Source organism: Bradyrhizobium semiaridum (genome assembly GCF_020329505.1).
Taxonomy (GTDB): domain Bacteria; phylum Pseudomonadota; class Alphaproteobacteria; order Rhizobiales; family Xanthobacteraceae; genus Bradyrhizobium; species Bradyrhizobium semiaridum.
On the sequence record NZ_JAGKJJ010000005.1, the window covers coordinates 1 to 13,982 of the forward strand.

12 protein-coding genes are annotated in these 13,982 nt (G+C 67.2%); 4 read left to right on the forward strand and 8 right to left on the reverse strand.

The genetic code is table 11. From position 1 onward, the window contains the following. Positions 1-285: sugar phosphate nucleotidyltransferase (locus J6500_RS07585; RefSeq protein WP_249781398.1), on the reverse strand; the 285-nt coding region annotated here is incomplete at its 3' end. Positions 286-618: 333 nt separating this feature from the next. Between J6500_RS07585 and J6500_RS07590 the strand changes: the two genes are divergently transcribed. Together J6500_RS07590 and J6500_RS07595 are read left to right on the forward strand one after the other, a co-directional pair. Beyond that, complete coding sequence (locus J6500_RS07590; protein ID WP_225712066.1) at positions 619-1,584, forward strand: lysylphosphatidylglycerol synthase transmembrane domain-containing protein; 966 nt, start codon at positions 619-621, stop codon at positions 1,582-1,584. A gap of 9 nt (positions 1,585-1,593) precedes the next feature. After that, positions 1,594-2,619: an MraY family glycosyltransferase gene (locus J6500_RS07595; RefSeq protein WP_225712067.1), complete on the forward strand. Its 1,026-nt coding sequence runs from the start codon at positions 1,594-1,596 to the stop codon at positions 2,617-2,619. Between the two features lie 18 nt (positions 2,620-2,637). Here the strand turns inward: J6500_RS07595 and J6500_RS07600 are convergent, their stop codons facing one another. The 6 genes from J6500_RS07600 to rfaD all read right to left on the reverse strand — a co-directional run bounded on the left by J6500_RS07600 (position 2,638) and on the right by rfaD (position 10,593). Next, positions 2,638-3,579: an NAD-dependent epimerase/dehydratase family protein gene (locus J6500_RS07600; protein WP_225712068.1), complete on the reverse strand. Its 942-nt coding sequence runs from the start codon at positions 3,577-3,579 to the stop codon at positions 2,638-2,640. Beyond that, positions 3,576-4,790, reverse strand: coding sequence for a glycosyltransferase family 4 protein (locus J6500_RS07605; protein WP_225712069.1), 1,215 nt, complete (start codon positions 4,788-4,790; stop codon positions 3,576-3,578). The genes J6500_RS07600 and J6500_RS07605 overlap by 4 nt, the downstream gene beginning before the upstream one ends. A gap of 46 nt (positions 4,791-4,836) precedes the next feature. Continuing rightward, on the reverse strand, positions 4,837-6,750 hold the full coding sequence (locus tag J6500_RS07610) for a nucleoside-diphosphate sugar epimerase/dehydratase (protein ID WP_225712070.1): 1,914 nt from the start codon (positions 6,748-6,750) through the stop codon (positions 4,837-4,839). Between the two features lie 82 nt (positions 6,751-6,832). Beyond that, positions 6,833-8,113: an O-antigen ligase family protein gene (locus J6500_RS07615; protein ID WP_225712071.1), complete on the reverse strand. Its 1,281-nt coding sequence runs from the start codon at positions 8,111-8,113 to the stop codon at positions 6,833-6,835. An 8-nt stretch (positions 8,114-8,121) separates the two neighbouring features. Next, a complete protein-coding gene (rfaE1, locus tag J6500_RS07620) occupies positions 8,122-9,594 on the reverse strand; it encodes a D-glycero-beta-D-manno-heptose-7-phosphate kinase (RefSeq protein WP_225712072.1) in 1,473 nt (490 codons plus the stop codon). A gap of 18 nt (positions 9,595-9,612) precedes the next feature. Beyond that, positions 9,613-10,593, reverse strand: coding sequence for an ADP-glyceromanno-heptose 6-epimerase (rfaD, locus tag J6500_RS07625; RefSeq protein WP_225712073.1), 981 nt, complete (start codon positions 10,591-10,593; stop codon positions 9,613-9,615). A gap of 137 nt (positions 10,594-10,730) precedes the next feature. Between rfaD and waaF the strand changes: the two genes are divergently transcribed. Next, positions 10,731-11,795, forward strand: coding sequence for a lipopolysaccharide heptosyltransferase II (gene waaF, locus J6500_RS07630; RefSeq protein ID WP_225712074.1), 1,065 nt, complete (start codon positions 10,731-10,733; stop codon positions 11,793-11,795). Here the strand turns inward: waaF and J6500_RS07635 are convergent. Further along, entirely contained in the window at positions 11,777-12,868 is a 1,092-nt protein-coding gene (locus J6500_RS07635; protein WP_249781399.1) for a glycosyltransferase family 4 protein, read from the reverse strand. The two genes, waaF and J6500_RS07635, sit on opposite strands and share 19 nt — an antisense overlap. 85 nt (positions 12,869-12,953) lie before the next feature. Between J6500_RS07635 and galE the strand changes: the two genes are divergently transcribed. Then, on the forward strand, positions 12,954-13,967 hold the full coding sequence (gene galE, locus J6500_RS07640; protein ID WP_225712075.1) for a UDP-glucose 4-epimerase GalE: 1,014 nt from the start codon (positions 12,954-12,956) through the stop codon (positions 13,965-13,967). Positions 13,968-13,982 lie beyond the last annotated feature (15 nt).

The following is a 13,982-nucleotide window of genomic DNA, read 5'->3' on the forward strand; positions in this document are numbered from 1 at the left end:
GGCGATCGCCGGTCCCGAATCGCGCCGCATCGGCTCCAGCAGCACGTCGGCCTCGAGCCCGATCTCGGCGAGCTGCTCCAGCACCATGAAGCGGTAGGCCTCGTTGGTGATCACGATCGCCCGCTCGAACGTTGCCGCGTCCGACACCCGCAGCAGCGTCTCCTGGAAGGTCGAGCGCGCCCCGAACAGCGACAGGAACTGCTTCGGATGCACCTCGCGCGAGGCCGGCCACAGCCGGGTGCCCGCGCCGCCGCACATGATCAGGGGGATAATTCGTCGGTTCATCGATGCCTCAAGTCCTGTCACGTCCGTGGATGACACATCAAAATCGCGGGAGGCATCCTGGCGTCGACGGCCCGGTGCCCGGGGGCAACACGGGAGACCTACCACCCAAACCAGAGCGTCCGGCCCGCATTTTGCCGGTATTGTAAACCCCCGGTGTGCGGCTGGCTGCCCCGTTCCGGCCTCTTTAGCCGCCCGGTCGAGCCTGCCGCAATAGGGACCCGGGACGCCTATTGCCAGATCGCTGCAGAAACCATACCAAGGCGGCGAATTTGGGCGCGCGAAAGCGTTTTGCGCTGTTTTTGACACATTCTGAACCTGGCTAGCGCGGGCGACATGCGCCGAATCCTGCTTTCTGCACTCAAGATCGTGGTCTCGGCCGCGCTGCTTTATTTCTCGTTGCGCAAGGTCGATCTGCATGATCTCGCCTCGCGCATCCAGCTCGAGAGCCTCGGCTGGCTGGCGCTGGCGATTGCGATCACCTTCCTGCAGATCTTCCTTGGCGTGCTGCGCTGGCGGGAGATCGGCGTCGAATGCGGCGCGCCGCTGCAGACCTCGCAGGCAATGCGTTTCAACGTGATCGGCACCTTCTTCAATCAGACGCTGCCCTCATCGATCGGCGGCGATGCGGTGCGGCTGTGGCTGGTCGCCCGCAGCGGCGCCGGCTGGCGCGCCGCGACCTATTCGATCTTCGTCGATCGCGCGGTCGGACTGATCGCGCTGGCCGTGCTGATCGCCGCGACCTTGCCGTGGAGCTATCGGCTGATCTCCGATTTCCATGGCTGGACCGCGCTCCTGCTGCTCGACCTGGCGGCGCTCGGCGCCGGATTCGGCTTTCTCATGATCGGCGTCCTGCCGTGGCCCTGGCTGCGGCAATGGTGGGCGACGCATCACATCCATGCCTGCGCCGTGGTCGCCAACCGGGTGCTGTTCAGCCGTGCGCACGGGCTAAGGGTCGCCGTGCTGTCGATCCTGATTCACGTGATGGCCGTCGTGATCGGCTGGTGCGTGGTGCAGTCGATCGCGGCGCCGGTCACGTTCGGCGAGATTTTCCAGCTGCTGCCGCCGGTGATGCTGATCACGATGATGCCGATCTCGATCGCGGGCTGGGGGGTGCGCGAAGCCACCATGGGCCTGGCCTTCGGATATGCCGGATTGGCCGCCAATGAAGGCGTCAACATTTCGCTGCTGTTCGGCGCGGTCTCGTTCGTGGTCGGCGTGTTCGGCGGCCTGGTGTGGATCCTGAGCCCGGAAAAAGCCGCCAAGGGCACCGAGCCGATCGAAGCCCCCGTATCGCAATAGCCGGCCACAATGACCAGTTTCGAAATCCTCCTGTCGCTGCTCGCAGCGATCCTCGCCGCGGCAATCTCGGCGCTCCTGATCCAGGCGACGCGGCCGCTGCTGCTGCGCGTGGCGCTGGCCAAGCCGAATGCGCGCTCCTCGCACCGGACGCCGACGCCGCAGGGCGCCGGCATCGCGGTCGTCATGGCAACACTGCTCGCGGGCGGCATCGTGATCGTGCTGGCGGGATCAGCTGACCTGACCGTACCGCTCACCGTGTTCGCGGCCGGCCTGTTCATCGCGGTGGTGGGCTTTGCCGATGACGTCCGTCCGCTCCCCGTCGTGCCCCGGCTGCTGCTGCAAGCCGCCGCGGTCGCGGCCGTGGTGTTTGCCGCGCCCGGCGAGTTGCGGATCGTTCCGGCCTGTCCCGTCCTGCTCGAGCGCGCCTTGCTGCTGATCGCCGGCCTGTGGTTCGTGAACCTCGTCAATTTCATGGACGGGCTGGACCTGATGACCGCGGCCGAAGCGGTGCCGGTCGCGGTGGCGGTGGCGCTGCTCGGCAGCCTCGGCCACATCCCGGCCGCGACCACGATCGTCGCCGCCGCGCTATGCGGGGCGCTGCTCGGCTTCGTTCCGTTCAACCGGCCGGTCGCCAAAATCTTCCTCGGCGATGTCGGCAGCCTGCCGATCGGCCTGTTGTTGGGCTGGTGCCTGCTCCAGCTCGCGCTGCACCAGCAGTTCGCCGCGGCGCTCCTGCTGCCGCTGTACTACCTGGCGGATGCGACCGTGACATTGCTGCGCCGCATGGCGCGGCGCGAGGCGTTCTGGGCCGCGCACCGTTCGCACTTCTATCAGCGTGCGACCGACAACGGCTTTTCGGTGTGGCGCGTCGTCGGCAGCGTCTTCGCTCTCAATGTCGTGCTGGCGCTGCTCGCCTTCGCGTCGGTCGTGCTGAACTCGGCTTTCGCCGACATCGCCCTGCTGCTGGCCGGTGCGCTCGCGGTCGCCTTGCTGCTGCGCCGCTTCGCGCGGCCGCGCGCGGCCAAGCCCGCGTGATCCGGGCAAGCGGAGCGATCAGCCTGCGGTCTGATCCAAAGCGAGCTTCAAGCCTTCATCGAGGCTGATCGGCGGCCGCCAGCCGCTCGCGGCGAGCTTCGAGAGATCGAGCTCCAGCGACCCGAGCAGACTGTCATTGGCTTCGCTGCGGCCGCTGATGTGGAGCAGCGTGCGCAGCAGCGGCGGCGGCAACCAGAACAGACGCGGCGAGGTCCGCGCCGCGAATGCGAGGCGCTCGATGAACTGCGGCGTCGAGACCTGCTCGCTGTCGGCCACCAGGAACACGTCGAAATCCTGTCCCGGATGAGTCAGGCGATGCAGGATGAACGCGGCCAGATTCTGCACCGACAGGAACGCGCGGCGGTTATCGATGTCGGCCAGCGGCAGCGGAATGCGGCGCTTCACCGCCCTTTCGAGCAGCGCGAAATTGCCCCTGGCCCCGGCGCCGTAGATCAAGGGCGGCCGGATCACGGTCACCCGCATGCCGTTGCCCGGCACCAGTTCCTTCAGCCGGACTTCGGCGGCCGCTTTCGACATGCCGTAGAGACCACGCGGCGTCAGGATGTCGTCCTCGCGAAACGGCGGGCGCCCGTCGTTGCTGCGGCCGTGGACCAGGATCGTGCTGACGAAGATGAAATCTCGCACGCCGGCCGCGATCGCGGCACGCGCCAGATGCAGCGTGCCGCCGACATTGATGTTGTGGTAGAGCTCGATGGCGTGCTCTTCGTCCTGGTGATGGACGCGCGCGGCGAGATGCACCACGGCATTCACGCCGGCGAGCGCGGCGCGCCAGTCCGTGGTCGGGCCGAGCGACTCGATCTGCACGTCACGGGCGTCCCGAGGCGGGGTTCGCACGGCACGGCGCGTCGACCAGCCGTTGCGCTCCAGCAAGGGCAAGACGTGGCGGCCGACGAAACCGCTGGCGCCGGTCACCAGAACCGTCGGTCGACCGTCGCTCATGCCGTCCGCTCCACGTCCCGATTGCACAACAGCTCCCCGATCAGCGCGGCATAGCTGCCGAGCGCCCGCTCCGGACTGTAGGTCCGCGCAGCCGCCACTGCCCGCTCGGCCATCGCGGCATCCCGCGACTGCGAGGCCAGGCGGACGGCATCGGCGAGCCGATCGGGCCGGCCCGGCGTCACCACCCAGCCGAGCCCGCTCTCCTTCACCGTGAGCGCGGCCTCGGCCTCCGGCTCGGAGACCAGGATGACGGGACGGCCGGCCGCGAGCAGATTGTAGAACCGGCTCGGTACCGACACGCCGGCGACGTCCTTGCGATAGGGAATAAGCCACACATCGGCGCTGGAGAGAAGCGCATCGAGATCACCGTCGGCGACACGGTCGACCAGCGTGACATTGCCGAGCCGCGCTGCGGCCTGCATCTGCTTCAGGCGATCGAAACCGATGCCCCAGCCCGAGAGCAGGAAATGGATGTCCCCCTCGTCGCGCAGCAGCCGCGCGGCCTCGAACACGATATCCGGGTCGTGGGTGAAGCCGAGATTGCCCGACAACCCGACGACGAAGCGCGCGGCGATCGCCTTGCGGAACGGATTGTCCGGGCTCACCGGCCGCGGGCCGGGCGGCAGCGTCGCCCAGTTCGGGATGAACCTGATCTTGTCCGGCGTCATCCCGCGGTAGCGCAGCAGCAGCTTCTCGGCGTCGCGGCCGATCACGATCACCGCGTTCAGGGCGCGGAACATCAGCGCGTTGATCGCCCGCATCGCGCGCGCGACGAGCGAGGTCGGCCGCAACAGCCCGGCCATGACCAGCACGTCGGGAAACAGATCGTGCAGGATCAGTGCCGACTTCGCCCGCTTCAGCCGGGCCGCGGCGGCCACCGCGTAGGGAAGCACGAAGGGCGCGGTCACCGTCAGCGCCACGTCGCCGCGCTTGAGCCGCGTCAGCAGCGCGGCGAAGATCCGCGCCGTGAACAGCAGCTCGGCCGTTGCACGCCTGATCAGCGCCGCCTTGCCCGGCAGCCGGTTCTTGATCTCGACCACGACCGGCCGTCCGGGCGCGGCGGCCTTCGCCGAGCCGGGCATGCCGGAGACGACCACCACCTCGGCATCCTCTGCGATCCGCTCGGCGATCGCGGCCATGATCGCGGCGGTCGTCGAATGATCCGGCGGATAATGCTGGCTGACGACGACCACTTTGTTGGGCTTTCGCATCAGCGGCTTTCGCGATGGAGCGTCCGTACCGCGCGCGACGGCGCGATCAGGCTGCATTCGATCCGAACTCCGGTACGGCGTCCTGCAACACGGCGCGGATGGTCACGCGATCGTCCTTCTCGATCGCCTCCTCCAGCGCCGCGAGCCATTTGCGCATCGTCGACATCGGCGGCTGGTTCGGCTTGGCCGCCATCATGCCGTCGACGCCGATCTCGATGGTCGGCTCCTGGCTCGCGAACAGGATCTCGTTCAGCCGTTCGCCGGGGCGGATGCCGCTGAACACGATCTCGACATCGACGCCCGGCTGCAGGCCGGACAGGCGGATCATCCGCTCGGCGAGGTCGACGATCTTGACCGGCTGCCCCATGTTCAGCACGTAGACCGAAACGTCCGGCCGCGCCGGCGTCATCGCGTGCGTCGCCGCCGTGATGACGAGGTCGCAGGCCTCGCGGATGGTCATGAAATAGCGGACCATGTCCGGATGCGTGACCGTGATCGGCCCGCCGGCCTCGATCTGGGCCTTGAACTTCGGCACCACCGAGCCGTTGGACGCCAGCACGTTGCCGAACCGCACCGAGATCAGGCGCATATGCGGCTTGCTGCCCGCCTGCGCCATCAGGTCGTGATCGAGCGCCTGACAATACATTTCCGCGAACCGCTTGGTCAGGCCCAGCATCGACACCGGCTCGATCGCCTTGTCGGTCGAGATCATGACCATGGCGCTGGCGCCGGCGGCGAGCGCGGCGTCGGCGACGTTGACCGAGCCGAAGATGTTGGTCTTGACGCCTTCGCTCCAGTCGCGCTCGAGGATCGGCACATGCTTGAGCGCGGCGGCGTGGAACACGATGTCGGGCTTGAATTCGCGCATCAGCCGCGTGATGCGCTCGCGATCCCTAATGTCGGCGATGCGGCCCTCGATCACCGCGCCGGTGTCGCGGGTGGACAGCGCTTCGGTGACGGCATAGAGCGCAGGCTCCGAATTCTCGACCACCAGCAGGCGCGCCGCACCGAAGGTCGCGACCCGGTCGCAGATTTCCGCGCCGATCGAGCCGCCGCCGCCGGTCACGATCACCGACTTGCCCTTCACCAGCGCCTCGAGCCGCGCATAGTCGATCTTCTGGGTCGGACGCAGCAGCAGGTCCTCCACCGCGACATTGGTGAGCCTCGGCGCATCGCCGCTCTCGAGCGACGGCAGCCGGCTGACCATCATGCCGAGCCGCTTGGCGCGCATCAAGACGCTTTCCGGATGCGCCTCCGGTTCGAACGCCGAGGGCGTCATGACGACCCGCTTGATCGGCCGCTGCCGGCCTTCGAAATCGCGAATCACGGCCTCGATGTCGTCGACGCCGCCGACCACGGGAATGTTGCGGATCATCTGGCCCTGGTCCGACGGCGACGGCGACAGCACGCCGACCGGCCACAGCCGCTTGATGGCACCGTTCTCGATGCCGCGCAGCACCACCTCCGCGTCGGCGGTGCGTCCAACCAGCAGCGCAGGGGCGGCGTTGTCGGAGCGGGCATGCAGCCGAGTGCGCGAATAGCGGAAATAGCGATAGCCGAGCCGCAGCGCGCTCAGGGCGGCGATTTCGAGGAAGAAGAACAGGATGATCGTGATGCGGCCGAGGAAGACCGAGCCATGCGCCCCCGCCCCGGTGAAGAAGTAGACATAATCCAGCACCACGAGAGCGAGCGTCAGGATCACCGCGACGCGCAGGATGTTCACTGCATCGGGCAGCGAGGTGAAGCGCCATTTCGCCGTGGTCAGGTTGCAGAAATAACTGACCACGATGCTGAACAGCACGAACCAGGGCAGGATCCGCAGCAGCTGCGGCAAGCGGTCGGCGAGCAGATTGCCCTCGAAACGCAGATAAAAGCTCGCCAGCAACGCAAACGCCGTCGCGAGCGCGTCATGGGCCAAGATCAGGAAGTTGCGCAGAGTGAACTGTGAAAGGCGCGTCATGCAGCGGACGGGTTAACGGCAAACGGGAATTTGGGACGAGACGTCAAGGCTGATAGCGCATCTATAGCGCGCATGCCAGCGATCATGGTCGGACTGGGCGTTCGGGTTCCGTGCCGGCCGCCGCCCGCCCCTTCAACGCCATGCCGCCGGCGACGCCGACCCCCAGCACATACATCCATCCCTCGTGAAAATCGAATATGTGAGAATTGAACAATGATGAAAAAACATTCTGCACCACGACGAGAAGCCCGACCCAGTTGACGAGACCGCCGCCGCGGAACAACAACAGGTGCAGTATCCACATCGCATAAAGCAGCGCAACGCCGATCATGCCCCACTGGACGGCGACGTTCAACGTTTGATTGTGCGGATTGCCGATCACCTCTCCCGAGGCGCTTCTGACGCCGCCGGTCGCGACGCGCTCGAACAGGCCCCGCGTGGCTCCGGTGCCATGGCCGATCAGCGGCGCCTCGGCAAAGAAGCCGAGCGACTTGCGCCAGAATTCCAGCCGCAGCCCGATCGAGGTCGGCGCGTTGCGCTGCTTGTAGAGCTGGTAATCGCGGTTGAAGCTTTCGGCGGTCCGGCGCAACTGCGGCGATGAAGACCACGCCACCACGGAGAGCGCGGCGACCCCGCACAGGATCAGCACGATGCTGCGCCAGCGCAAATGCAGCAGCGCGAACACCGCGAACATGATCGGCACCGTGACCAGTGCCGTGCGCGACACCACCACGAACGCCATGTTGGCGAAGAAGCTCACCGCAATTGCGGTCAGCAGCGCGGCCAACGCGAAACGCTTCGAGCGCAGCAGCATGACGATCGGATAGCAGAGCGCCACCGCGCACAGGGTGAACTCCTGGCTCTGGTTGATATGATCCTTGACGAAGATGCCGCGCTCGGCGGTGTTCGGCGGCTTCAGCGTAAGGCCGGGATATTTCAGCAACAGCCAGGACATCGCCATCAGCAGCGTGCAGGAGACCAGGAACGCCACGAAAACCCAGGTGCCGCGCGTCGAGCGCTGGAAATGATAGAACAGCACCGGAAGCACCAGCAGCTTGGCCGTCGGTTCGACCGCATAGAACCGCGCGCGCCAGGCCGCATCCGACCAGAGCGTGCCGATCAGGGCGAGCGCGAACAGCGCGATCGGCACGATGCAGATCGGCCGCTTCAACAGCGCCCAGAACGCCCTGATGTCGATCGTCGGCGCGATCGCAATCAGCAGCACCACGCCGAAAATGCCGACCAGCGAAGTCGACCATGGCAATGACAGCGCAATCAGGACCGCGACCACATCGCTGGTCAGCTCCCAGCGCGCCGGGTCGCGCCAGGCGGGCAGCGCTGCGACCTGCGGTGAGGAAGCCATGCTCACGCTCACACCTTGCCTCCGCGGGCGCGATCGACCAGCGATGTCGTGCTGTGGCCCGGCAGGATGTCGATCAGCACCACCTCGCCGCCGGCGGCTTCGACGATCTCATGGCCGACCACCTGCTCGCGGGTGTAGTCGCCGCCCTTGACCAGTACGCTCGGCCGCACCCGCCTGATCAGGTCGATCGGCGTGTCCTCCTCGAAGATCGCGACGAGGTCGACCGCCTCGAGCGCCGCCAGCACCTCGGCGCGCGCCCGCTCGTCTTGCACCGGGCGTCCCTCGCCCTTCAGCCGCCGCACCGAGGCGTCGCTGTTCAGGCCGACGATCAGGCGGTCGCAGGCACTGCGGGCCGCGGTCAGCACCTTGACGTGACCGGGATGCAGGATGTCGAAGCAGCCGTTGGTGAAGCCGATGCGCAGATCCTGGCTGCGCCATGCAGCGAGATGCGCGTCGATGTCGCCGCCGGCCGCAACGATCTTCTCCTCCGCCACCAGCGAGGCGTGCGGCAGGATCCGCCGCCGCAATTCATCCGGCTTGACGATCGCGGTGCCGGTCTTGCCGACCGCCACCGCGGCCGCCGCGCTCGCGATCCGCAGTGCGCCGTCCCAGTCTGCGCCGCTGGCCAGCGCCAGCGACAGCGCCGCAGCGACGGTGTCGCCGGCACCGGAGACGTCGCGCACCTTGACCGGCAGCGCCGGCACATGGATCGACCGGCCGCCGCGCGCCACCAGCGTCATGCCGCGCTCGCCCTGCGTCACCAGCATCGCCTCGCAATCGGCGAGCACCATGGCGTCCGGCGCGGCCTGCGCGATGCTGTCCTGGGTGTCGGCGCGGCTACGGGTCGCCTCGGCGAATTCCTTGCGGTTCGGCGTCAGCACGGTGGCGCCACGATAGATCGCAAGATTGGCGCTCTTCGGATCGACGATCACGCGCTTGCGCGCCTGGCGCGCGGCATCGATCACGTTGCGGATCACCCGCGCGGTGAGCACGCCCTTGGCATAGTCGGAGAGCAGCACGATGTCGGCGCGCGCGAGCTGCGGCAGGATCGCATCGATCAGCTGCTGCTCGATCGCGGGCGCGGCCGGCGCCGCCAGCTCCCAGTCGGAACGCAGCATGTGGGTGGAGAAATGCTCGGATACGAAGCGCACCTTGCGCGTGGTGGGGCGGGTGGCGTCGCGCACCAGCACGCTCTCGATGCCGTGCTCCTTCTCAAGCGCCGCGGTCAGCGCCGCACCGGCGGCGTCCTCGCCGATCAGGCCGACGAAGATGCAACGGCCGCCGAGCGAGGCGATGTTGCGCGCGACATTGCCGGCGCCTCCGATATTGCGCTCGCTGCGCCGGACCGCGATGACCGGCGCCGGCGCTTCCGGCGAGATCCGCGACACCTCGCCATAGACGAACTCGTCGAGCATGAGGTCGCCGACGCAGAGCACGGTCTGGCCGGACATCGCACGCGAGATGGCTTCAAAATCGAACATCTGTGACCATGCCCCGCTTCAGCGATAGCGATCTGCGCGGTTGAGAAAACCCTTCACATAAGCCTCGACTGCGTCTTCCAGTGCCGTGAAGCCGCCGTTATAGCCCGCGTGCTGCAGGCGATCGACCGCGGCTTGCGTGAAGTACTGATAGCTGCCGCGAATCTGCTCCGGCATGTCGACATAGTCGATGTTCGGCCGCAGCCCCAGCGCGCCATAGGCGGCGACGATCAGGTCCTTGAAGCTGCGCGCCGTGCCGGTTCCGACGTTGAACAGCCCGCTGACATTGGGCGTCGCGAGCAGCCACAACATCACCCGCACGACGTCGTCGACATAGATGAAATCGCGCCGCTGGTCGCCGTCGGCGATCCCGTCGCGATGCGACTTGAACAGCTGCACGGCGCGGCCCGCTTTGACATCGTCGAAGCGCCGCGCCAGCACGCTCATCATCGGGCCCTTGTGATATTCGTTCGGACCGAACACGTTGAAGAACTTCAGCCCGGCCCATTGCGGCGGCAGCTTCTCGTCGCGCGCTGCACGCTCGGCGACGACGAGGTCGAATAGCTGCTTGCTCCAGCCGTAGAGGTTCATCGGTCGCAGCCGCTTCAGCGCCGCGACCGACGGGTCGTCGTCGAAGCCCTGGTCGCCGTCGCCATAGGTCGCGGCCGACGAGGCATAGAGGAAGGGCGTCGCATTGGCGGTGCACCAATCGAGCAGCCGCAGCGAGAGGCGGAAATTGGTCTCGACCACGAGGTCGCCGTCAGTCGCGGTGGTTTCCGAGATGGCGCCGAGATGGATGACGGCATCGAGGTGCCGTCCCTTCAGCCAGTCGCCGAGCTCGGCGGGTGGCACCAGGTCGGCCAGCTGGCGCTTCGCCAGGTTCCGCCACTTGCCATCGTGCCCGAGGGTATCGGCGACCACGACGTCGCTGCGGCCGGCGTCATTGAGCGCCGCCACGACGTTCGATCCGATGAAACCGGCACCCCCGGTTACGAGAAACATATGGAAATCCCACCAAATTTCACTTGCTGCCGCCAGCTTTGCCCCACTCCAGCGCCGCAGGCAACGACGGCTTTGACCTGCCTGTGCGAACCAGATACCGGAATGGCCGCAATCGTCCGGCTTGGCCATTTTTAGCTATGAACGACAATTCAGTATTAGGGATCGAGACCCAGGACGCCTCGGATACGCGCCCGATCCTGGTGATTCCCTATGTCTGGATCGGCGATTTTGTCCGGGGCCAGACCGTGGTCCGGGTGCTCCGCAAGCGCTGGCCGAACCGGCCCGTGGACCTGCTGGTCACCCGGCTATGCGCCCCGCTGGTCGACTACATGCCGGGGGTCCGCGCCGGGGTGGTTTTCGACCTGCCGCGCAGCCAGCTGGCGCTGGGCAAGCAGCGGGCGCTCGCCGCGGAACTGCGCGGGCGGAACTATGCCACCGCCCTGGTGCTGCCGCGCACCTGGAAGGCCGCCCTCGCGCCGGCCCTGGCCGGCATCCCGGAGCGGGTCGGCTTCTTCGGCGAGGCCCGATTCGGCCTGATCAACGCCATGCGCTGGGGCGAGCGGCAGCTGCCGCGCTTCATCGACAAGAATGCCGTCCTGGCGCTGCCTGACGGCGCGCCGCGCCCGCCGGAATGGCCGGTGCCGCAGCTCAGGGTTCCCGCCGAGGAGGCCGCCGGGTGGCGGCAGGCCAATGGATTGGGCACCGGGCCGGCCATCGCGCTCGGCCCGGGGTCGGTCGGCGAGTCGAAGCGCTGGACCTATTACCCGGAGGCCGCACGGCTGTTCGCCGAGCGCGGGCTCGACGTCTGGGTGGTCGGAGGTCCCGGCGAGAAGGCCCTGGCGCAACAGATCACGGCCGCCGGCGGGCCAAGGGTCCGCGATCTCACCGGCACCGACTTGCGCAACGGCGTGCTGGCGATGGCCGCGGCCAGCGTCGCAATTACGAACGATTCGGGGCTGATGCACATCGCGGCCGCGATCGGCACGCCGACCATGGGCATCTTCGGCCCGACCAGCCCCTATCTCTGGGCCCCGCTCAACGGCCTCGCCGCCACGGTGCTGCAGACCAAGAGCAAGCTGCCGTGCCAGCCTTGCCAGCGCACGGTCTGCACCATGAACGATCATCGCTGCATGCGCGATCTTCCTGCCGAAGAGGTGGTCGAGATCGCCCAGCGCGTGCTGGCTCAGATCAGCGTGCGATAGACCTCGGCGATCGCCCGCGCCTCGGCATCGAGGCTGAACTTATCCACAACCTGTGCCCGCGCCCGCGCCCCCATCGCTTTGGCCGACGCGACGTCGCGCATCAACGGCTCCAGCGCGGCGGCCAGCGCGGCGGCGTCGCCCGGCGGCGTCAGCACGCCGGTGACGCCGTCCTCGACGACGAACTCGGCGGCGCCCGCGCGCGCGGCGACCAGCGCCGCGCCTGTCGACATCGCCTCGATCAGGGTCAGGCCGAAGCCTTCGTTGCGCGAGGTGAAGGCATAGATCGTCAAACGCTGGTACCAGCGCACGACATCCTCGATCGGCAGCTCGCCGGTGATGATGATGCGCGACTGCAAGCCTGCGGCGGCGATGCGCTGCTTCAATTCATTGGCAAAGCCCTGCTGCTCAGGCACCACGGCGCCGACGATCACGGCGGTGAAATCCGGATAGCGCGGCAGCAGGGCGCACATCGCATCGACGAACACGTCGCTGCCCTTCTGTGCGCGGACGCGGCCAAAGCAGCCGATCGCGTAGCGCCCTGGCAGCCCGCTCTCGGCAAACGCTGCGGCGCGATCGGCCGGCGGCGCATAGCGATCCGTGTCGACACCATGCATCACCACCGTCGCATCGCGCTTCAGATATGACGCCGACAGCGGACTGGTCGCGATGACCGCATCCATGTTGCGGATCAGCCAGCGCGTCAGCCAGGTGTGATGGCGCTGCGCCGCCGAGGTGAAGATCAGTTTCAGCGGCCAGCCGAGCGCACGCAGCACGAGCCCTGCGATCATCTCGTCGTTGCGGCGTGCATGCCAAATCAGCGGCGCCTGTCGCCGCCACAACCGCATGAGGCCGACGAATCCCAACGCGGCGAAGCCGCCCGGCCGGTGCGAGCCGAGCCAGGCCGCGCGAAACATCTTCGCCAGCAGCGGGGCTACCATCCGGTTGGTCGCGGTGACGCCGGAATAGCGCCTGTGCAGATTCGGCACGATGAGTTCGAGCTCGCCGGCGGATATGTTCTCAATCGGCACGCAAGTCTCCGTTTCGCGCCAGTTCCTATACGCAACATTAAGCATGGTGGCCAGTTCGGCCGCGGCGAAACCCCCTCTTCACCACGCTCCCGCTAGCATCGCCAGTTAAAGATATCGGGAGAGCTGTTCGATGACCGTGCTCGTGACCGGCGGTGCCGGCTATATCGGAAGTCACATGGTGCACGCGCTGGTCGATGCCGGCGAGAGCGTCGTCGTGGTCGACAATCTCTCCACCGGTTTCTCCGCGTTCCTGCCCGAAACTGTTCCGCTGTTCATCGGCGATGCTGGCGACGAGAACCTCGTCGAAGGCGTGATCGCCCAGCACCAGATCGACTGCATCATCCATTTCGCCGGCTCGATCGTGGTGCCGGACTCGATGCGCGATCCGCTCGGCTACTACCGCAACAACACCATGACGACGCGCAGCCTGCTCAACGCGGCGGTGAAGGGCGGCGTCAGCCGTTTCATCTTCTCCTCGACCGCGGCGGTCTACGGCAATCCGGAACAGGTGCCGGTGCCGGAGATCGCGCCGACCCGTCCGCTGTCGCCCTACGGTTCGTCGAAGCTGATGACCGAGATCATGCTGCATGACGTTGCCTCGGCGCACGGCATGGGCTACGTCGTGCTGCGCTACTTCAACGTCGCCGGCGCCGATCCGCATGGCCGCTGCGGCCTTGCCACCGTCGGCGCCACGCATCTGCTCAAGATCGCGGTCGAGGCCGCGACCGGCCAGCGCGCCAAGATCGACGTGTTCGGCACCGACTATCCGACGCCGGACGGCAGCTGCATCCGGGACTTCATCCATGTTAGCGACCTCGTCGAGGCGCATCGCGCGGCGCTGTCCTATCTGCGCGGCGGCGGCCAGTCGGCGACGCTGAACTGCGGCTATGGCCGCGGCTATTCGGTGCTCGAGACGATCGAGGCGGTGCGCCGCGTCTCGATGCGCAATTTCGCCGTCGCCTACGCGGCGCGCCGGCCCGGCGACATCACGGCGATGGTCGCCGACACCAGCCGCATCCGCGCGACGCTCGACTGGACGCCGCGCTACGACAATATTGAGACCATCGCGGCCCATGCGCTCTCCTGGGAGGAGAAGCTGTTCAGGGAGCGCGGCGGCCTCCCGCGACAGGCAGAATCGGCCTAAAGATCAAGCCTTTAT

Bases quoted from the DNA above. Each gene is read 5' to 3' on its own strand.
- rfaD (WP_225712073.1), bottom strand. From the start codon at position 10,593: ATGTTTCTCGTAACCGGGGGTGCCGGTTTCATCGGATCGAACGTCGTG.
- J6500_RS07605 (WP_225712069.1), bottom strand. From the start codon at position 4,790: ATGCGAAAGCCCAACAAAGTGGTCGTCGTCAGCCAGCATTATCCGCCG.
- galE (WP_225712075.1), top strand. From the start codon at position 12,954: ATGACCGTGCTCGTGACCGGCGGTGCCGGCTATATCGGAAGTCACATG.
- J6500_RS07590 (WP_225712066.1), top strand. From the start codon at position 619: ATGCGCCGAATCCTGCTTTCTGCACTCAAGATCGTGGTCTCGGCCGCG.
- J6500_RS07610 (WP_225712070.1), bottom strand. From the start codon at position 6,750: ATGACGCGCCTTTCACAGTTCACTCTGCGCAACTTCCTGATCTTGGCC.
- J6500_RS07600 (WP_225712068.1), bottom strand. From the start codon at position 3,579: ATGAGCGACGGTCGACCGACGGTTCTGGTGACCGGCGCCAGCGGTTTC.
- rfaE1 (WP_225712072.1), bottom strand. From the start codon at position 9,594: ATGTTCGATTTTGAAGCCATCTCGCGTGCGATGTCCGGCCAGACCGTG.
- waaF (WP_225712074.1), top strand. From the start codon at position 10,731: ATGAACGACAATTCAGTATTAGGGATCGAGACCCAGGACGCCTCGGAT.
- J6500_RS07595 (WP_225712067.1), top strand. From the start codon at position 1,594: ATGACCAGTTTCGAAATCCTCCTGTCGCTGCTCGCAGCGATCCTCGCC.
- J6500_RS07635 (WP_249781399.1), bottom strand. From the start codon at position 12,868: ATGCTTAATGTTGCGTATAGGAACTGGCGCGAAACGGAGACTTGCGTG.
- J6500_RS07615 (WP_225712071.1), bottom strand. From the start codon at position 8,113: ATGGCTTCCTCACCGCAGGTCGCAGCGCTGCCCGCCTGGCGCGACCCG.